Source organism: Candidatus Villigracilis affinis, assembly GCF_016705895.1.
In the GTDB taxonomy this organism is placed as follows: domain Bacteria; phylum Chloroflexota; class Anaerolineae; order Anaerolineales; family Villigracilaceae; genus Villigracilis; species Villigracilis affinis.
The window spans coordinates 373712-394000 of sequence record NZ_JADJKT010000036.1; the positions used below are offsets into that span (position 1 = coordinate 373712).

Annotated in this window: 19 protein-coding genes; 16 read left to right on the forward strand and 3 right to left on the reverse strand. The window is 51.8% G+C overall.

Translation table 11 applies throughout. The features are described 5' to 3' along the window. Positions 1 to 61: 61 nt before the first annotated feature. From IPI86_RS16895 to IPI86_RS16940, 10 genes are all read left to right on the forward strand, one after another. A complete protein-coding gene (locus IPI86_RS16895; protein WP_345299185.1) occupies positions 62 to 718 on the forward strand; it encodes a corrinoid protein in 657 nt (218 codons plus the stop codon). A 52-nt stretch (positions 719 to 770) separates the two neighbouring features. Then, positions 771 to 2138 carry a monomethylamine:corrinoid methyltransferase gene (locus IPI86_RS16900; RefSeq protein WP_345299186.1) on the forward strand — a complete coding sequence of 456 codons (1368 nt, stop codon included), beginning with the start codon at positions 771 to 773 and terminating at the stop codon, positions 2136 to 2138. Between the two features lie 69 nt (positions 2139 to 2207). After that, positions 2208 to 2858, forward strand: coding sequence for an ECF transporter S component (locus IPI86_RS16905; RefSeq protein WP_345299187.1), 651 nt, complete (start codon positions 2208 to 2210; stop codon positions 2856 to 2858). Positions 2859 to 2954: 96 nt separating this feature from the next. Beyond that, a complete protein-coding gene (locus tag IPI86_RS16910; RefSeq protein WP_345299188.1) occupies positions 2955 to 3380 on the forward strand; it encodes an ABC transporter ATP-binding protein in 426 nt (141 codons plus the stop codon). Next, positions 3341 to 4672: an ATP-binding cassette domain-containing protein gene (locus tag IPI86_RS16915; RefSeq protein ID WP_345299189.1), complete on the forward strand. Its 1332-nt coding sequence runs from the start codon at positions 3341 to 3343 to the stop codon at positions 4670 to 4672. The genes IPI86_RS16910 and IPI86_RS16915 overlap by 40 nt, the downstream gene beginning before the upstream one ends. Continuing rightward, a complete protein-coding gene (locus IPI86_RS16920) occupies positions 4669 to 5448 on the forward strand; it encodes an energy-coupling factor transporter transmembrane component T (RefSeq protein ID WP_345299190.1) in 780 nt (259 codons plus the stop codon). The genes IPI86_RS16915 and IPI86_RS16920 overlap by 4 nt, the downstream gene beginning before the upstream one ends. Before the next feature lie 90 nt (positions 5449 to 5538). Continuing rightward, positions 5539 to 5829, forward strand: a complete 291-nt coding sequence (locus IPI86_RS16925; protein WP_345299191.1) for a virulence factor — start codon at positions 5539 to 5541, stop codon at positions 5827 to 5829. A gap of 75 nt (positions 5830 to 5904) precedes the next feature. Beyond that, positions 5905 to 7941 carry an ASKHA domain-containing protein gene (locus IPI86_RS16930; protein WP_345299192.1) on the forward strand — a complete coding sequence of 679 codons (2037 nt, stop codon included), beginning with the start codon at positions 5905 to 5907 and terminating at the stop codon, positions 7939 to 7941. 17 nt (positions 7942 to 7958) lie between these two features. Further along, complete coding sequence (locus tag IPI86_RS16935; protein ID WP_345299193.1) at positions 7959 to 8840, forward strand: homocysteine S-methyltransferase family protein; 882 nt, start codon at positions 7959 to 7961, stop codon at positions 8838 to 8840. An 89-nt stretch (positions 8841 to 8929) separates the two neighbouring features. Next, positions 8930 to 9919 carry a uroporphyrinogen decarboxylase family protein gene (locus tag IPI86_RS16940; RefSeq protein WP_345299194.1) on the forward strand — a complete coding sequence of 330 codons (990 nt, stop codon included), beginning with the start codon at positions 8930 to 8932 and terminating at the stop codon, positions 9917 to 9919. 33 nt (positions 9920 to 9952) lie between these two features. Here IPI86_RS16940 and IPI86_RS16945 read toward each other — a convergent pair whose 3' ends face one another. Continuing rightward, positions 9953 to 11050 carry a hypothetical protein gene (locus IPI86_RS16945; protein ID WP_345299195.1) on the reverse strand — a complete coding sequence of 366 codons (1098 nt, stop codon included), beginning with the start codon at positions 11048 to 11050 and terminating at the stop codon, positions 9953 to 9955. A 134-nt stretch (positions 11051 to 11184) separates the two neighbouring features. Between IPI86_RS16945 and IPI86_RS16950 the strand changes: the two genes are divergently transcribed. From IPI86_RS16950 to IPI86_RS16975, 6 genes are all read left to right on the forward strand, one after another. Further along, on the forward strand, positions 11185 to 13176 hold the full coding sequence (locus IPI86_RS16950) for a hypothetical protein (RefSeq protein WP_345299196.1): 1992 nt from the start codon (positions 11185 to 11187) through the stop codon (positions 13174 to 13176). A 65-nt stretch (positions 13177 to 13241) separates the two neighbouring features. Beyond that, on the forward strand, positions 13242 to 13976 hold the full coding sequence (locus IPI86_RS16955) for a LysM peptidoglycan-binding domain-containing protein (protein WP_345299197.1): 735 nt from the start codon (positions 13242 to 13244) through the stop codon (positions 13974 to 13976). A gap of 64 nt (positions 13977 to 14040) precedes the next feature. Then, positions 14041 to 14583 carry an NUDIX hydrolase gene (locus IPI86_RS16960; protein ID WP_345299198.1) on the forward strand — a complete coding sequence of 181 codons (543 nt, stop codon included), beginning with the start codon at positions 14041 to 14043 and terminating at the stop codon, positions 14581 to 14583. Beyond that, on the forward strand, positions 14584 to 14952 hold the full coding sequence (locus tag IPI86_RS16965) for a DUF4406 domain-containing protein (RefSeq protein ID WP_345299199.1): 369 nt from the start codon (positions 14584 to 14586) through the stop codon (positions 14950 to 14952). Between the two features lie 175 nt (positions 14953 to 15127). Further along, a complete protein-coding gene (gene nifJ, locus IPI86_RS16970; RefSeq protein ID WP_345299200.1) occupies positions 15128 to 18700 on the forward strand; it encodes a pyruvate:ferredoxin (flavodoxin) oxidoreductase in 3573 nt (1190 codons plus the stop codon). Beyond that, positions 18697 to 19698, forward strand: a complete 1002-nt coding sequence (locus IPI86_RS16975) for a dihydroorotate dehydrogenase-like protein (protein WP_345299201.1) — start codon at positions 18697 to 18699, stop codon at positions 19696 to 19698. Before nifJ ends, IPI86_RS16975 begins: the two co-directional genes overlap by 4 nt. Before the next feature lie 69 nt (positions 19699 to 19767). Here IPI86_RS16975 and infA read toward each other — a convergent pair whose 3' ends face one another. Both infA and rpsU read right to left on the reverse strand, forming a co-directional pair. Continuing rightward, positions 19768 to 20022, reverse strand: a complete 255-nt coding sequence (gene infA / locus IPI86_RS16980) for a translation initiation factor IF-1 (RefSeq protein WP_345299202.1) — start codon at positions 20020 to 20022, stop codon at positions 19768 to 19770. A gap of 14 nt (positions 20023 to 20036) precedes the next feature. Continuing rightward, positions 20037 to 20243: a 30S ribosomal protein S21 gene (rpsU, locus tag IPI86_RS16985; RefSeq protein ID WP_345299203.1), complete on the reverse strand. Its 207-nt coding sequence runs from the start codon at positions 20241 to 20243 to the stop codon at positions 20037 to 20039. Between the last annotated feature and the right edge of the window lie 46 nt (positions 20244 to 20289).

Below are 20289 nucleotides of genomic sequence, written 5' to 3' on the forward strand. Positions count from 1 at the left end.
TACACCGGGGCAAACTATCATAAAATTCAACTCATAAATTCAAAGACCGTCTGGAGATGCCATGCCCGAAAGCACACATTTGCAAGCCATTGCCACGGCCATCATTGATGGTGAGGCGGAAGATGCCATGGAAGCCACAAAGGCAGCACTGGAAGACAATGTCGATCCGATGGAGATCCTCAATAGAGGGTTGATGGATGCTGCCGATGAAGTGGGAAAGCGTTTTGAGCGCAGCGAATATTTCCTGCCCGAATTAATGCTGACCGGGCGCGCGTTGAAAGGCGCCATGGAAATCGTCAAGCCTGTACTGCTCGAAAAATACGCAGACAACGACAGCCAGGTAAAAGGCAAGGTGGTTTCCGCAACCGTTCACACCGATATTCATGATATCGGCAAGAACATCGTTTCCTCCATGCTTACGGCGGCAGGCTTCGAAGTGACCGATATGGGCGTGGATGTTCCCATCAAATCCATCATCGATAAAGCCGAGGAGATCGAGGCAAGGGTTATTTGTCTCTCCGCCCTGTTGACCACCTCCATGCCATTCATGAAGGATTTGATCCAACTGCTGGATGCGCGCGGCATTCGCCAAAAATACATCGTGCTGGTCGGCGGAGCCTCTGTCACAGAATCATGGGCCATGCACATCGGAGCAGACGGCACCGCAAGGAATGCCGCTGACGCTGTCAAACTGGCCCGCGCAAAAATCGGAGCATGATCTTGAAGTGCACAGAATTTCTGTGCACTTATTTATTGTATTGGAGACAACGATGCTGAACTATCTTGATATTCTCGATCGCGCCCAAACGGGTCCCTACATTTCAGAAGAGAACTGGGATCTTGAAAAGATCGCCATGACCACACGTCGGCTGGTGAAGAAATACAAGCTCGAATGGAATCCCAACGAATTGGTCACGGACGATGCGGCGCTTTCCGAAGCCATTTGGAAGGCTGGCTACGAAATGGCCGTGGAACTCGGCTCCTACAGCCGCTCCACCGAGCGCATCATCCAGCTTTCACAAGATGAGATCGACAGTGGGATTCGCAACATGCCGCAGGAAGTGGTAATGGGCGAAGGCAAGGATGCCCGCACGCTGTATGCGCGTCACCTGAACGATGAGCGGGCTCCGTTATTCTTCGGCGGCTCGCCAGGGACGCCCATTCCTGAAAAGATATTCCTCGCCAATGTCATCTCGTATATGCAGGAGCCGTTGATCGACCTCGCCACCTGCGGCACGCTCGTTGAAGTGGACGGCCGCGAAGTGCGCACGGGGAATCCGATCGAGATCGTTTCCACGCGGCGCGAACTGCAATACATGCGTCAAGGATTGAAGCGCGTTGGGCGCGCTGGTATGGGCATGCTCGCCGCACAAAGTTCGGTTTCCGAATTGGGCGATCTCGCCGCAGCGCATCCCGATTATCTACGCTCGTGCGATTCGCATCTTGTGCCCATGTTGAATGAACTCAAAATGGATCATCGCAACATCTCGCGCGCAGTCAATTCTCTTGAATATGGAATGGTCAACGCCTCCCTGCCCTGCGTCATCGTCGGCGGGCTCGGCGGCGGACCTGCTGGCTCGGCGGTGATCAATGTCGCTTCGTATTTGATCGCGAACATCACCTGTCTCGCGGATTATCACATCCTGCATCCGATCCATGTTCGGCATGTTGCCACATCCACGCGCGATGTGTTGTGGGTCATCAACGCCACGGGGCAGGCATTTGCCCGCCATGCACCCTCCATCATCGTGGCAGATATTTACCCGAAGTCCGGCGCAGGGACAAAGGAACTGCTCTACGAAACCGCTGCCAATGCCATTGTCAACGCTGTGAGCGGAAATCATCTCGAAGGCTGCGGCGCTGCCGATGGCAACGCACCCAACTGCTCGGGCCTGGAAGCGCGACTCATGGCAGAGGTGGCGCTGGCTTCCCATCGCATGAAGATGTCCATGAAGGAAGCGAATGATTTCGTCCTCCAATTGCTCCCCAAATACGAACATGTTTTCACGCAGGATGGCAATCCCGGCAAGCCGTTCAATGAAGTGTACGATACCGTAAAGATCGAGCCGCTGGATTTCTGGCAAAAGATGTATGAGGAAGTCAAAACTGAATTAAAAGAAATGGGTTTAAAACTGTAGTGCATTGCAGGGCATTGGCTCTGTTGCAAAACCAAATCCTGTTTTAAAAAGAAAAGAGGAATCCATACCATGAGTACCCCCGTAATCCTTGTCATCAACATCGTGATCCTTGTTGTGCTCGGCCTCGTCGTCAAGACCGTCAAATCTGACCCGACTGCCAAGGGTGGTTTCAATTTCAATTACACCACATCCGACCTCGTCATCATGGCGGTACTGGGCGCGCTCGCGGGCGTGATCAACACCTGGATGGGCAACGTCTGGTATGCCGCCAACACCGTCAGCCCGATCTACGGCGCGGCCCTGCAAGGGACCTTCATGTGGGCATACATCCTCGCCTATTTCCTCGTACGCAAATCTGGTTCCATGCTTATCATCGGCATTATCGAAGCCAGTGTGGAAGCACTGCTCGGTAACCAAGCGGGTCTCTCCACGCTCGGCTGGGGCATTTCACAGGGCATCGGCGCTGAAGTGGTGATGGCCTTCTGCATGTACACCAAATTCGGCTGGCTGGCTCTTGGTCTCGCTGGCGCGGGCGCTTCCCAATTCGGCACCGTGTGGAGTTTCATTCTCTACGGATGGACTTCCCTCACCGATTACCTCATCGCCGCCCCCATCAACCTAATCTCTGGTTTCATTTTCTCTGGTCTGCTTGGCTACTTCCTCGGCACGATGATTGCCAAGACAGGACTATTGCGAGCAACACGGCGCGGGGCTGAATAATTTTACGCAATGTCATGCTGAGCGAAGCGAAGCATCTCTATCCAAGGCTAGAGACCCTTCGCTTTCGCTCAGGGTGACATATAAAACGAGTCTTCATTGAATCAACCCAAACAAGAACCGCTCGTGCGGTTCGAACAAGTCACCTATAAACATTACGGCAAAACCGCCCCCGCGCTCATGGACATGAATCTCACCATCCAGCGCGGGTCTTTTACGCTGCTTGTCGGTCCGTCCGGCTCGGGCAAGTCTACGCTGTGCATGTTGTTGAATGGAATCATTCCGCAGATCCTCGGCGGCAAACTGACAGGCACGATCACTGTGGATGGTCACGATATCGCAAAAACGCCCGTGCAGGAACTGGCACAGTCCGCAGGCATGTTGTTTCAAGACCCTGAGTGGATGTTCGCCACGCTCAAGGTCGAAGATGAAATTGCCTTTGGTCCCGAAAATTTACGCCGCGATCCCAAACAAATTTGGAAAGCGTGGAGCAGTCGCTCAATTTTGTGGGCTTGCAACGCCTGAGAAAAAATCTCGTCTGGGCATTATCGGGCGGTCAGACTCAAAAACTGGGGCTTGCTTCCGTCATCGCGATGGAGCCGCCGCTGATCATTCTCGACGAACCCACCGCCAACCTTGATCCCGCCACCACCCACTCCGTCCATCAACTCATCCTGAAATTGCGCGACGAAGGCAAAGCTGTTTTGCTCGTCACCAAAGACCTCGATGAATTCATGGCCGAAGCCGATGACATGATCCTGCTTGCCGAAGGCCGCGTCGTTGCTCAAGGCGCGCCGCGCGATGTGGTCGCACAACACGGTGACAAAATGCTCGAACTCGGCGTATGGCTTCCCGAACCCACCGAGATCGGTCTGCGCTTGAAGGCGGATGGAAAATTCAACAAGCCTGTTCCGATCACTGTGGAAGAAGCCGTGGATGTTTTTGCGGATGTGAAATTCAACGAATCAAAACCTGACGAAAAACTGGTCGCTGACCCCGAAATTTTGATCCACGCTGAGAATGTCGAATTCACGTACAGCAATAACTTCAAAGCCTTGCGCGGCGTTTCGTTTGACATCAAGCAGGGCGAGATCGTCGCCATCGTCGGTCAAAACGGAGCGGGCAAAAGCACGTTGAGCAAACTCCTTGTCGGGTTGCAAAAACCAACAGCCGGTGAAATGACCATGTTCGGGCGCAGTGCGAAGCGCTGGAAAGTCCAGGATCTGGCGAATCAGATCGCGCTCGTCTTCCAGAATCCCGAACATCAATTTTTATGCGACACCGTCCGCGAAGAGTTGGCGTACAGTCTGCTCGCGCAAGGTATTGACGATGCGGATGTGGTCAACAAACGCGTGGAAGAAATGCTCGCCCGGCTCGACATCACCGACACCGCAGACAGTCATCCGTTTTCGTTGAGCGCTGGCGCAAAGCGCAGACTCGGCGTAGCGACCATGTTGATCGGCGGCAGCGCAAAACTTTTGATCGTGGATGAACCAACCTACGGACAGGATCGCCGCCTCACTGAAAGACTCATTCAACTCATCAACAACCTGCGCGAAGAAGGCATCACCGTGCTGATGATCACGCACGACATGCGCCTCGTGGATGCACACATTGACCGCGCCATTGTGATGGCGAACGGCGAAAAGATTTTCGATGGCAGTCCGAACATGCTTTTTCAATCTCCCGAACTCGTGGAACGCGCCTCCCTGCGAACCACATCCCTGCGCCGCCTTGTGGATGGTTTGCGCGCACGCGGCGTATCTGTGCCCGAAGGTTTGAACACCGTGGATGATTTCATCGGAGCGATGCAATGAGCGAACATTCCCTGCGTTACATTGATAACGACTCCTTTTTCACCCGCATCGACGCGCTCAGTAAATTGATCTGGGTAATTCTCGTCATTCTCACCACGTTTCAATTGACAAGCAATCTTTCGCGTGTGGTCATGCTGGCGGTGGTGGTCTTCGTGATGATCATCCTCGCAAGAGTGCCGCTCAAAACTATTTGGCAGGCGATGCCGATCATTTTGATCATGGGCACGCTGTTATTCTTTGTCCATTTGTTTACCGCGCCTTCCACACAAACCATCAATGTTTTAGGGTTTTCAGTTGGCAAGGAAGGTTTCGATAAAGGCTTGCAATATTTTCTGCGCATCACCATCATGGTGCTGGCTTCCTTCATCTTGATCTGGACAACGGACATCCGCGACCTGATGGTGGGACTGGTCAGCATCGGCATGCCGTATCGTTACGCCTTCACTGTGTTCATGGCGCTGCGCTTCCTCCCCGTGGTTCAACAGGAAGTGGACGCCGTCAAAGCCGCCCACGCCATCCGCGGACGCGCCTCCAGCTCCCCCATTCGCCATCGCATTCGGCTATGGCAGAGATACATGTTCACGGTCATCGTCAACGGGCTGCGCAAAGCAGAGAACACCGCACTCGCAATCGAATCACGCGGCTTCGGCGCATTTCCCGATCGCACCTTCGTCAAAGAATTTCACTGGACCAAAACGGGGATCATCCTGCTTATTCTTTTTATCGTGTTTGCAATCTGGCTAATTTTCTGGGAAAAGAACCTTCCAATTTTGTAACCCCGCTCTGCGGGGTTTATTTTTGCATTGACCGCTTTGCCAACCTCACGTAAAATCGCTCTCAAAATTATATATAATTTTGAGAGGCAAATGACCATGGCAAAATATCGTATCTTTTACTGGAAGCACATCCCTTCTTCATTTACAGTGGAAGGAGATGGACGCACGGTAAAAAAACAACTTTCCGACAAGATCCAAAATAAAATCGACGCCTACGCAATGGCAGTTGGGTTAACATCCACTGAAGAATACAGCGCGCAATACAAACGCGGACCGTGGGTCGAGCGCGAAGGTACACCAGAAGATGTAGCAGAAGCGCTTCTCTCTGAACTGGAAACTGAGTTTGCCAAAATTGAAATTCCCCGCCGGAAGAAAGCATGACCAAAGAGGAAGAGGGAGGGAAAAAAAGAAAGGGGAAGGAACGGGGGGGGGTGTGCACTCTTAGCGGTTCAAAAAATGACAAAAAAACACAATATCATCCTGCAACCCTCCGGCCGCCGCGGACAAGTGGACGAAGGCATATCTGTCCGTTCGGCTGCGCGCGAACTTGGCGTGGAGATCGAATCCATTTGTGCCGAAAATGCCACCTGCGGCAAGTGCATGGTCTTAATTGAAGAAGGCCGTTTCGAAAAATACAATATCGATTCGAAGCGTGAAAATGTAACCCCTGTCACCACAGAGGAACGTGCCTATCTCGAACGCAGGCCCAAATTATTGAAAGACAAAGGCTGGGAGATCGGCCAAGTCCGCCTCTCATGCCAGGCAAAGGTCTGCGGCGATGTGTTGATCAATGTGCCCGAAGAAAGCCGCGGCAACAAGCAGATCGTCCGCAAGAGCGCAAGCAACCGCGAGATCGAAGTCAAACCTGCGATCCGAAAATATCTGGTTACCATGAGCCCGCCCAATTTGGAACGTCCCATTGCAGATTGGGAGCGTCTCGCCAAAGGGCTCGAAACATCCATGGCATTGGTGCGCGGCACAGATGAAAAACTTCCGCGCTGGCATGAGATGCAAATTGACTATCAATGCCTGCGGGGTTTATCCACCACACTGCGTGCCGCAAAATGGAACGTGACCGTTTCGGTCTGGCAGGACAAGGAAGTCATCGAAGTGCAGGCTGGATACGTGGAAGACAGCTACGGCGCGGCCGTGGATATCGGCTCGACGACAGTCGCCCTGTATTTGTGCAACTTGCGCACAGGCGAAATGCTCGCCGCAGAATCCGAAATGAATCCGCAGATCGTGTACGGCGAAGATGTCATGTCGCGCATTCAGTATGCCATCGAATACCCAGATGGTCTGGAGAAATTGCACAAGGCGATCATCGCCACACTGAATAAATTATTGAAGCAAGCTTCAAAAGCGGCAAAGATCAAAACCGAGGAAATATTGGAAATGGTGTTGGTTGGAAATTCCACCATGCACCACATCCTATTAAATCTCCATCCGAAGGATTTGGGGCTGGCACCGTTCGTACCCGCCATTCACAAATCAATGGATATCAAGGCGCGCGAATTGGGATTGCACATCAACCCCTCGGGCAATATCCACGTGCTGCCCACCATTGCATCCTTCGTCGGCGCAGATACCAGCGCCATGATCGTAGCCGAGGAACCTCACAAACAGGATGAAAACTGGCTGTTGATCGATGTCGGCACCAATGCCGAACTCGTGCTCGGAAATCGCAAGCGGCTGGTTTGCACATCCACGCCGACGGGGCCTGCGCTCGAAGGCGCCCACGTGGAATATGGAATGCGCGCTGCACCCGGCGCGATTGAGCGCGTCAATATTGACGAGAAGACGCTTGAGCCAAAATATAAAGTCATCGGCGTTGACGGCTGGAACACGGATCACGCTGACTTCAAGGGCCATGTGAAGGGAATCTGCGGATCAGCGATCATCGACTCGGTGGCAGAATTGTTCCGGGCAGGCATCGTTGATTCTCGGGGCAAGTTCAAGAAAGGGTTAGACTCGAAGCGCATTCGAGAGGGAGAAAGCGGCTGGGAGTATGTCATTGCCTGGGCGGAGGAAACTTCCATTGGCCGCGACATCCCCATGACCCAGCAGGATGTGCGTCAGATTCAACTGGCGAAGGCCGCCCTGTTCACTGCGGCACGGACATTATTAAAACGCAGTGGGATGCAATCTCCTGATAAAATAATCCTCGCTGGCGGTTTTGGAAGTTACATCGATAAAGAAAAAGCCATGCTGATCGGGTTGATTCCCGATTGTGCTTTGGAAAATGTATACGCAGTTGGAAATGCCGCTGGCGACGGGGCGCGCATCGCATTGTTGAACGTTGAGAAACGCAACGAGATTGATGAAGTAACACGCAAGGTGGAACGTTTTGAACTGCCCACCGATCCCGAATTCCAAAACAATTTCATGCTTGCGACGAGTTTTCCGCACATGAGTGAGCCATTCGAACACATCGCGCATTTGATCCCAAATCGTGTGGCGGACCCGATGGCGAAGAATTTTGTGGTCAAATAAAAAAACAGGAGAGCAGGATGAATCAGTTTTTGGAGCGATTGAACAGCGGGGAAATTCTTGTTGCGGATGGAGCAACAGGTTCGAATTTACAAAAGATGGGTCTCAAGCCCGGCAAGCCACCCGAGGATCTGATCATTGACGACCCCGATACGATTCTGAAACTTGCTTCTTCCTTCGCACAGGCAGGTTCGGATATTATTTTGACCTGCACCTTCGGCGGCACACGCATGCGGATGAAGGATTCGAAATATCAGGACCGCGCCCCGGAAGTGAACATCCGCGCGGCGGAGATCGCCCGCAAGGCGGCCTCACTTAACGGAGGGCTGGTCGCTGGATCAATGGGCCCGATCGGCGCTTTGGTCAAACCCTATGGCCCCGTGGATGCGGACGATGTGAAAGCGACTTTTGCTGAACAGGCCAAAGCCCTCGCCGATGGCGGCGTGGACCTGCTGCTGATCGAAACCATGTTCGCATTTGAAGAAACCAACGCGGCCTTCGAAGGTGCGCGTTCTGCCACCGACCTCCCCATCGTTGTCTCCTTCAGCTATGACCGCGGCACGCGCACCATGATGGGTGTCAAGCCGAAGGACGTGATAAAGAAATATACAGAACTGGGCGCGGCTCTCGTCGGCGCGAATTGCGGAACCACATTGGAAAATATGGAATCCGTGATCAAGGAATATGCAGCAACGGTGCCGAGCTTCCCGCTGTGGGTCAAGCCGAATGCGGGCGTCCCGCACATGGATATTGAGACCGAACAGGGCGTGTATGATATGGGTCCCGAAGACATGGCGACTTTCTCGAAGAAATATGTTGAACTGGGAGCAAAAGTCGTTGGCGGCTGCTGCGGGAATACCCCCGAACATATCGCTGCGATCGTGAAAGCTGTGAAGAGCTAGTGAATCGTAAGCAGTAAAAAGTAATCAGCTACGGATTATGAGTTGCGGAAAACGGAATTCATAATCCGTATTTTATAAAAGGAAGCAACATGCGTGAAAAAATCTTAGAATTGTTGTCAGGCAAAAAAATAGATACCCAACCCGCATTTAGCGGACTGATCCATATCACCGCTGAAGGTTTGGAACGCGAAGGGCTGGTCTTTCACGAGATACACAAGGATGCGGCCAAAATGGCGAAAGCCGCCGCAAGCACCTTCAAGCTGACGGGGATGCCTTCCGCGGCATTGCCTCTGGATCTGTGCGCACCTGCCGAGATGATGGGCGCGGAATTGAATTATTACGAAGGCGTGGACTATCAATTTCCACAAGTACGGAAGGCTTTGGTCCAGTCTTCGAGAGATATCACCCCGGAAAACACAATGGGCATGCTTGGTTCGGGGCGTTTGAATTTAATTTGTGAAGCGATCGGTTTGGTCAAAAATGAGATCGGAAAAGATGTGGTCATTTCAGGGCTAATCCCCGGGCCGTACACCCTGCTATTGTACGTGTGCAATCCCGCGAATATGTTTAAGGAAATGAAGAAGGAACCGCAAGTTGTACTTGATGCGCTCTTTCATCTTTCTTCTTTCCTTGCAAAAGTCGGACAAGCCTACCTCAACGCAGGCGCAGACTTTATCACCATCCACGATATGGGCGGCTCGCCTGGGTTTATCGGGCCAGCAAAGTTCGAACAATTCGTTTTACCTGCATTGAAGAAATTGAACGCCGAATTACCTGCGCCGCGTGTGTTATCGGTTTGCGGGAATACGAACACGTCCATGCATTTGCTGGCGCAGACCGGGGCAGATGCGATCTCAGTGGATCAATTAAATGACCTCGCGGCGTCCCGCACAAATTTGAAAGATATGCTGTTATTTGGGAATATCGACCCCGTTCAAACCCTGTGGCAGGGAGATCCTGCCCAAGTCGCTGAGGCAGTTATCGGCGCGAAAGAAGCGGGCGTGGATGCCATCTGGCCGGGCTGTGACCTCGTCCCGCAAACTTCCATCGAAAACATCCAGTCAATGAAAAGAGCCTGACAAAGCGTCAGGCTCTTTTTGTTTCAGTCGTAATTACTGCGAAGAATAGATCTGGTAGGTGTTTTTAATGCGGCCACAGAGGTCAATAAATTGTCCGCAGGTGGAGTTGGGGCCATCTGCCAACGGATCGATTTTTTCTTCGGCCTCGCCGCCTTTCACGTAACATCCCAGCGGCTCAGTGCCAACTGCCTGAAAACCGAGCGGCACACGGCAGGTATTATCAACAGCGGCAAGCTCCTTGAGCGGGTAGTTGGGGTCGTCGGTATTCGCGGCGCCTGCCTGCTCGGCAGTGAGATGATCATGGTAATAAAGCATGGTCGGGTTAATGGCTGCATCGCTGGAAAGCACGCTCCACATGAAGGCTTCCTTGCCATCCTTGAACATCCAGCGCGCAAAAGCGATCTCAACTGCTGGCAGTTCGCTGTCTGTGGTTTGGCGCACCCATATGAAATCAGGGTCGTTTTCGGGGTACACACCCTTGCTTAGGTCAAAGATGACCGCTTCGAATCCATTATCACCGAAGGTATCGGGACGGTTGATATTATTCCCGCCGACATCGCTGTTGATATCCAGATAAGCCGAGACATTATCGGCGCTGAATTCGGTGGTATATGGAGGGCGGGTTGTTAACAGCATTTCGGCGCGTCCATCTGCATTACGGTCGAGCTCGATCCCGTAAAAACCTGTCAGGCTTTGGGAAGCGGCATCAGGTCCAACCATCGAAATTTTGACGTAGAAAAAATTCTCATCGCTGGTGATCGAAAAATTCACGATATCCAGATCGGGCAGGTAATTCATATCAATGGAAGTGAAGGGACGCTCGAAACGATTCTTGTAAAACTCATCGCCTGTCTTGACCTTTTTCGTATCAAAGAACAACGAATTCTCATTATCATGGGCGGTGGCGCGGTCGCTCGTACCCGCAGACGGGATCACAACATGTGTCACAGAAACAACAGGCACGGCTGTTGCTTCGATTATCGGCGCAACTTCAGTTGCCGCAACCACAACTTCGCTCGCAACTGCGGTTGGCTCCGCAAGGGTCACTTCGGCTGTGGGGGCTGCGGTTTCACCGCAGGCTTGCAACAGCAAAGCTAATATCAAAAATAATATGTGAAGGATTCTTTTCATCTTTATTTCCTCTTTTTGAGATGCGTGCAACAATATATCATTAACTATAATTTCATCTTCTGGTAAAAAGGTTTAGAATAAAATCATTATACCTAACAAAAATGAAAGGTCTTCTCTCTTATAATTGCAAAAACATGATGAATATACGCCAACTGCAAAAATACCCCTCTTTGGTTTTCGCATCGATCACCCTTGCGGCTTACGGCCTGTTGCTGCCCTTCACCGGCTTCTATTGGGATGATTGGCCCTTCGCCTTCATTGCAAAATTCCTTGGGCCTGCTGAATTCAACCCAGCCTTCGCGCCCTTTCGCCCATTCCTCGGGCCGATCTTTTACTTCACCACCAGCCTCATTCCACCTGTGCCGTTTTACTGGCAGGTCTTTGCGCTTGTCATCCGTTTCATCATCGGCATCGCCGCCTGGTGGATGTTCAAACAGATCTGGCCTGAACGTCCACGCGTTGCGCTAATCGCCGCGTTTTTCATCCTCATCTTTCCCGGCTACAGTCAGCATTGGGTGGCATACACACACATCAATCAGGAACTCATTCCGTTAATTTTTTATTTACTTTCCTTTGGGTTCAGTTTCAAGGGATTGCGTACTCAAAAAAATATTTACATCATCATCGCATTGCTCCTGCAGTTGTGCGGCATCTTCCCCACCGAATATTTTTTCGGCATCGAAGGCATCCGCTTCCTCCTGCTTTTTGCTTTTTTTCAAGGCGGCCTGGTCGAACGCTTCATAAAAACGCTCAGGGCCTGGTGGCCCTTCCTCCTTGTTTGGATCCTCAATGCCGCATGGCTCATCTACTATTATAAATTCGGGCCTTATACATCCTACGAAGTCACCGCCACACAATCGCTGACGGTCCTTTCATTTTTACGGGAAGCGCTGGATGCCCTATGGAAAGCGGGATTCTACGCCTGGATACAAATCCTCCCATTGACGTTCACCTCCCTGCCTGCGCCCGCTTCGCTCTTAAGCCTTGGCCTGATCCTGCTTTCATTTATATTTCTCGTCCCGTATCTAAAAACCTCCGAGCAGACCACGGAAGATAACCAGAAAACGTTCGCCATTTCGCTGATCCTGATCGGCATCCCCGCCATTCTACTTGGAAGATTACCGTCACTCGCGGCGGGACTCCCACTCACCCTGCAATCGTCCTATGACCGTTTCATGGTCTCGATGATAATCGGCGGGAGTCTCTTCCTGCTTGGTATGATCGAGCTTTTATTTGGGAACAGCCGTGTAAAAAATTACATTTTCGCGCTGGTCATTGCACTTGGAATCGGTCAACAATTCTTCAACGCCAACATCTTCCGCCGCGATTGGGAAAACCAGCGCGATATCTACTGGCAAATGGCATGGCGCATCCCCGCGCTGAAGCCAAATACACTGCTCCTCACTCATCAAATGCCCATCGACTATGAAACCGACATCTCTTTCACCGCGCCAATCAATTGGATGTATGCGCCAGCCGAACCATCACGAGCAGACCTCCCTTATTTAATGCTGTACACCGAAAAGAGACTCGGCGGCACCACCCTGCCATCCTTTGCGCCAAATATACCCATCACCTTCCCCTACCGCACGCGGACGTTCAACGGTTCCACCTCCCAGGCAGTTGTCTTTTACATTCCGCAAAATGGATGCCTGCACGTATTTGACCCCTCCCGCGGCGACATGGATGTGTATTCCAAACTCCCCGATGTGCTGGTGGATGCCATTCCGCTTTCAGACCCGTCACGCATCATCACAAACCCAGAAACACCCGCCGCGCCCATGTTCTTCCCCGAACCAGAGCATGAGTGGTGCTACTATTTCACCAAAGCCGGGCTGGCAGAGCAGACCGATGATTATCAAACTGTGGTGTCGCTTGCCGACGAGGCCATCTCGCTGGGCTACAAACCAACCGACCCATCTGAATGGTTCGTCTTCATCAAAGCCTATGCGCTGACAGGAAATATTCGAGCCGCCGAAAAATTATCCACTGCCGCGCTGGCAGAGGACGCCCGCATTCGCAAAAGCTTGTGTACTGTTTGGGAACAGGTGCATGTTGACAGTCTGAAGGGAAGCGAAAATGAGATTCAGCAGGCATTATTGACATTTAAGTGCAATCCGCAATAACCGCTTGACGCTTTAAAGTTCATGTGCTACCATCGCCCACTGAGTATATTGAAACAGGAGAAACTATGAGTAATAAACAACGCGGCTTGCTAATCGTCAGTATCTTTGTAATATCAAACATGTTGATCTCTGCCTGTCAGATGTCAGCATCAAACGCGCCTGCCGCGACGCCAACTGCATTACCCACGGGGCAATTTGTTTCACCGCTTCCCTCTGCTGAAAATCCAATGGATTTGATCGCTGAATTTGCAAAACAAACTGCTGCTGCTCAAACCACAGTTGCAAACGGCGGTACACCGCAAGCTGTGGTGACAACTGGAACCGTCATCACCGCACAGCCGGGCACCCTGCCGTCTGCCACTCCGACTGTCGGCGCACCAAGCACCCCCACCAATGCGGTGCCAACAACTCCTGCAGCGTCCACCCCGAGCGGCCCAACCACCACGCCCGTTCCAGCCGGTGTGCGCCCCGCAACCTATACTTTGCAAAATGGTGAATTCCCCTATTGTATTGCCCGTCGTTTCAATGTGGACCCCGATCAATTGCTCAGCTTAAGCGGCCTCACCAGCCCTGACCTGTATTACCCCGGCTTGAAATTGACGATTCCCCAAAGCGGCGCCTTCCCTGGTGACCGCATGCTGGCGGCCCATCCCACAACCTATAGCGTTGTTTCTGCAGATGAAAATCTGTACAGCATTGCATGCAAATTCGGCGATGTTGACCCTGCCGCAATTGCCTCTGCGACCGGTATTTCGCTCTCGGCCACACTGACCGTTGGGCAGCCGATCAAAATACCGTAATCGTTTTAGTTGATTAAAAAGCCCAGGCAAATGCTTGGGCTTTTTTGATACCAAGGAGAACATCATGCCATTTGAACTCATCAAATCAGAACCACTGCTGCAGGGACGTGCCTTCAAGATCCGCCGCGATACGATGAAGACACCTGACGGCCGCGAAACAAAATTTGACATTGTTGAACACGGCGGCTCGGTGGTTATCATCCCTATAGACAGCGATGGTAATCTGCTTTTCGTCCGTCAATATCGCCACGCGGCAGGCATGGACATGCTCGAACTTCCCGCGGGAACCCGCGATGGCGATGAGCCTTTTGCCGAGTGCGCCGCGCGTGAAATCCGCGAAGAAACAGGCATGGAAGCGGGCATGCTGATTCAGGTCGGTTCGTTTTACCTTGCCCCCGGGTATTCCACTGAATTCATGGGCGTCTTTCTGGCAACCAATCTGAAGCACAATCCGCTCGAAGCGGATGATGATGAATTTTTATCGGTGGAGAAAATTCCCGTCCGTGAGGCAATTCTCAGCGCGGAACGAGGCGAACTTCCAGATGCAAAAACACTGGCGGCATTATTAATGGCAAGACCACAACTTGAAAAATATTTAGGAGTGTAAATGAACAGCAAACCCATGATGATCCTGATCGCAGGACCCTATCGTTCTGGAACCAATGACGACCCTGAAAAGATCGCAGCGAATGTCCACCTGATGGAAACCTTTGCACTGCCCATTTTTCGCAAAGGCCACATTCCATTATTGGGAGAATGGTTCGCGCTTCCGTTGGTTGCACTGGCTGGCTCAAAACAGATCGGTGATGAACCCTTCAATGAAATTTTTCATCCCATCGCTGTGATGCTGCTGGATAAATGCGATGCCGTCCTGCGCGTGGGCGGGGCATCTACAGGGGCAGATCAAATGGTCAGTGTGGCAAAGGAAAAGGGAGCGAAGATCTTTTATTCGCTTGAAGAGATACCTCAGGCATAAGCACGAAAAAAACGGCGGCGCAACCGCCGTTTTTTTATTTCCACCATTCCTGTCCAAAATGTGACAACAGGCACATATATTTAAGCGGATAATAACTAACCTTAGATTCGCAAGGGGGATACACTTGTTAATTGAAGAAATTCCCAGGTGTAAGCCTGCTTACAAAGGAGCAAGAATGAAACAACCAATCATTATGATTGACGGAAATGAGGCGACCGCAAGCGTTGCCCACCGTCTCAGCGAAGTGATCGCCATTTACCCGATCACCCCATCCTCCGGGATGGGTGAATTCTCCGACGAATGGTCTGCCAAGGGAAAGAAGAACCTTTGGGGAACCACTCCCCTCGTCATTGAAATGCAATCCGAAGGCGGCGCGGCAGGAACCGTACACGGTGCACTGCAAACAGGCGCACTGACCACCACCTTTACCGCATCTCAGGGCTTATTGTTAATGATCCCGAACATGTATAAGATCGCGGGCGAGTTGACCAGCACCGTCTTCCACGTCGCTGCACGCGCTATTGCATCTCACGCCCTTTCCATTTATGGCGACCACCAGGATGTGATGGCTGTCCGCCAGACGGGCTGGGCCTTGCTTTCCTCAGGTTCCGTGCAGGAAGCGCAGGATTTTGCAGCCATTGCACAGGCCGCTACCCTCAAAGCGCGTGTGCCTTTCATGCATTTCTTTGATGGATTTAGAACCTCACACGAAGTGACCAAGATCTTCCAATTGACGGATGAAGAACTCCGCCAAATGCTAGACGATGACCTGGTGCGTGCCCATCGAGCACGTGGACTCACACCTGAACATCCCACCCTGCGCGGAACCGCGCAGAACCCCGATGTGTACTTCCAAATGCGCGAAGCCTCCAACAATTACTACACCGCCACTCCCGCCATCGTGCAGGAGATGATGGATAAGTTCGCCAAAGTCACAGGCCGCCATTACAACCTTTTTGATTACAGCGGACATCCCGAAGCCGAACGCGTCATTATCATCATGGGCTCTGGCGGCGAAGTTGTAGAAGAGACCGTTTCTTATTTGGCTGCAAAAGGCGAAAAAGTTGGCGTTTTACGCGTTCGCTTGTATCGTCCATTCTCCATTGAACATTTCATCAAGGGCTTGCCCAAGACTGTGAAATCCATTGCAGTATTGGATCGAACCAAGGAACCCGGCGCCAACGGCGAACCGATGTACTTGGATATCGTAAACGCTCTCATGGAAGGCAAACGCGCCGATATCAATGTCATCGGTGGGCGCTATGGTCTTTCCTCCAAGGAATTCACTCCTGCCATGACCAAGGCGGTCCTCGACGAATTAGCCAAACCTGAACCCAAGAATCACTTCACCCTCGGCATCAATGATGATGTTTCGAACACCAGCCTGACCGTGGACTCATCCTTCTCGCTCGAATCAGAAGGAATGGTCAGTTGCGTGTTCTTCGGCCTCGGCTCCGACGGAACGGTGGGCGCGAACAAGAACTCGATCAAAATCATCGGTGAAGAGACTGAAAACTATGCTCAGGGCTACTTCTACTATGACTCGAAGAAGTCTGGCACGGTGACCATGTCTCATCTGCGCTTTGGACCCAAGGCCATCCGTGCTCCATATCTCATTGAAGCCAATCAGGCAAATTTCGTAGCCTGCCACCAATATGCATTCCTCGAACGTGTGGATATGCTCAAATACGCCAAAGAAGGCGGCATTTTCCTGCTCAACAGCATGTTTGGCCCCGATGAAATCTGGGATGAACTTCCCCAGGAAGTCCAGAAGGATATCATCACCAAGAAGCTCAAGTTCCATGTCATCAACGGCTACGATGTGGCCGAACAGACTGGCATGGGCGGACGCATGAACACCATCATGCAGACGGCTTTCTTCGCCATCAGCGGTATTCTTCCGCGCGAAGCGGCCATTGCGGAGATCAAGCATGCCATTGAAAAGAGCTATGGCAAGCGTGGTGAGGCTGTCGTGAAGAAGAATTTCGAGGCTGTGGATGCAACTGTCGCGAATCTTCATGAGGTCAAAGTCCCAGCGGCGGTAACTTCAAAGACGACACGCAGGCTCCCGGTCCCGAATGAAGCGCCTGATTTCGTCAAGAACGTGCTTGGGCAGATTATCGACTCAGATGGCGATAACATCCCCGTTTCCGCATTCCCCATCGACGGCACCTTCCCCACTGGCACAACCCAATGGGAAAAACGTAATCTCGCGCTCGAAATCCCTGTTTGGGACGCTGATATTTGTATCCAATGCGGTAAGTGCGTGATGGTTTGTCCACATGCAGTCATCCGCCACAAGGTGTACGATGAGAAGCTCGTGGCTGGCGCACCTGACACCTTCAAACACACTCCGTCGAAGTTCAAGGAATTTTCGACCGGGTTCGCCTACACGCTTCAAGTTGCACCCGAAGATTGCACAGGCTGTACCTTGTGCGTAGAAGTTTGCCCTGTGAAGGATAAGCGAGCCGTTGGCCGCAAGGCGATCAACATGGAACCTCAGCCCGCTTTACGCGAAGCAGAAGCCAAGAACTGGGATTTCTTCATGAATATTCCCGATATGGACAGGAAGTTGTTCAATCCTTCCACCATCAAGAACTCGCAGTTGCTGCGCCCATTGTTTGAGTTCAGCGGCGCTTGTGCAGGTTGCGGTGAAACTCCGTATGTGAAGCTGGTCTCGCAGTTGTTCGGTGACCGCGCCGTGATCGCGAATGCCACAGGTTGTTCCTCGATCTACGGCGGTAATCTCCCTACTACCCCGTGGGCCAAGAATGCCGATGGACGCGGCCCCGCATGGTCAAACTCGCTGTTTGAAGATAACGCCGAGTTTGGTTTGGGCATGCGCCTGACGATCGACAAACAGGCCGAATATGCACTCGAGTTGCTCAAATCCTTTGAATCAACTGTGAGCACTGAGTTGGTCGAAGCCATTTTGAATGCCAACCAGGAAGACGAAACAGGCATTGGCGCTCAGCGCGAACGTGTCGTCGAATTGAAGAACAAACTCAGCAAGTCTAGTGACAGCCGTGCCAAAGATCTAATCAGCCTTGCTGACAACCTCGTCAAGAAATCTGTCTGGATCATCGGCGGCGATGGCTGGGCGTACGATATCGGCTACGGTGGTCTTGACCACGTACTCGCCAGCGGACGCAACGTCAACATCCTCGTGCTGGATACCGAAGTGTATTCAAACACAGGCGGCCAGGCCAGCAAGTCCACACCGCGCGCAGCAGTTGCAAAATTTGCCATGAGCGGCAAAGGCTTACCCAAGAAAGACCTCGGTCTGATTGCCATGTCCTATGGATACGTATATGTCGCCCGCGTTGCAATGGGAGCCAACGACCAGCAAACCCTCAAGGCTCTGATCGAAGCTGAAGCCTATGATGGCCCATCCCTCGTCATCGCGTACAGCCCCTGTATCGCTCACGGCTATGATATGGCCAAGAGCCTCGACCAGACCAAACTCGCGGTGCAATCGGGTCACTGGCCGATGTATCGTTACAACCCGGCCCTTGCCGAGCAGGGACAAAACCCGCTCGTCATCGAATCCAAGGAACCAAGCATTCCGATTTCACAATATGCTTATAATGAGACCCGCTATAAGATGCTCACCCAAATGGATGAAGAGCGCGCTGAAATGTTAATGAAGGAAGCGCAGCACGACGCGAAATCCCGCTGGACCCTGTACCAGCAGATGGCATCCATGCATTATGATGAAAACAACGGTACCGAGGAGAAAAAATCATGATAGATCTTTCTACAACTTATCTTGGTCTGAAATTAAAGAACCCGCTCGTCGCCTCGGCATCTCCCCTATCAAAAAAACTTGATTCGGCAAAGAAGCTGGAAGAGGCGGGGATTTCCGCCATCGTGATGTATTCCCTCTTTGAGGAACAAATCATCCACGAATCGCTCGAACTCGACCATTATCTGACACGCGGCACCGATTCATTTGCCGAGGCCATGTCATATCTACCAAATAACGGCACATACTCGATCGGTCCTGAAAAGTATTTGAGCCAGGTAACCAGTTTGAAAAAGAACCTGAGCATCCCCGTGATCGGAAGTTTGAACGGTGTCTCAAAAGGCGGCTGGACTCGTTCCGCGAAGCAAATTCAGGATGCGGGAGCCGATGCGCTGGAACTCAACCTATACTATATCCCCACCGACACGAACCTCACCGCGCAGGAACTGGAAAACGCGCAGGTAGAGTTGGTGGCTGAAGTGAAGTCGGTCATTTCGATCCCGCTGGCGGTGAAACTGAGTCCATACATCACCGCCCTGCCGAACTTTGCCCGTCGCATCGTTGAAGCTGGGGCAAACGGTCTAGTACTGTTCAATCGGTTCTACCAGCCCGATTTTGACCTGAACGAGTTGGAAATCGTCCACAATCTGGATTTAAGCACTTCAGCAGACTTGCGACTCCCTCTGCGCTGGATCTCAATCCTGCATGGAAAAGTCAACGCCGATTTTGCTCTGACCAGCGGTGTACATACCGCCAGCGACGTTCTCAAATCCATGATGTCCGGGGCAAAGGTCGCCATGATGGCATCCAATCTCCTGCATAACGGCGAAAAAGTAATTCCGTCCATGTTGAGCGAGCTCGAAGCATGGATGAAGGAACGGGAATATGTTTCGATTGAGCAAATGCAAGGCAGCATGAGTCAAAAATCCGTCAAGGAACCAGCCGCATTTGAACGAGCCAACTATATGAAGGTCCTGACTTCATTCAGAGATCTGGTGTAACAAAGAATCGAATAAACGCAAAAAGTCCTCCATGTACATGGAGGACTTTTTATTTTTTCAAATCGGGGATTAACTCCCAACAGAAGAGGATGTAGGCGCGTTCTTACGTTGACGGAAGGTGATGCGGGCGCGGGTCAGATCATAAGGAGACATTTCCATTGACACGTGATCACCAAGAAGAATGCGAATATAGTGCTTGCGCATTTTCCCCGAGAGATATGCCAAAACTTCATGACCGTTATCAAGCCGTACACGGAACTGGGTTCCAGGCAGGGCTTCGATTACAAGACCATCAACTTTGATTTTGCCTTCTTCTTTTGTCATACACGCCTCTTGATTTATTCTGTATCCTTGAACGAACGTCGCTTGATGCGGCGGATCGCCTTCTTCTTTTCCATGCGGCGCGTCTCGCTCTTGGAGACGAACCAGCGCTTGTTGCGAATAGTGCTCAGGATGCCGCTCTTGACGATCTTTTTGCGGAAACGCTTGAGCAGTGAATCCTGGGATTCGCCGTTACGTAAATTAACTGAAGCCAATGAAATCACCTACTTTCTGCATAAAAATGTCCAAAAAAAATCGGCCGTTACACAG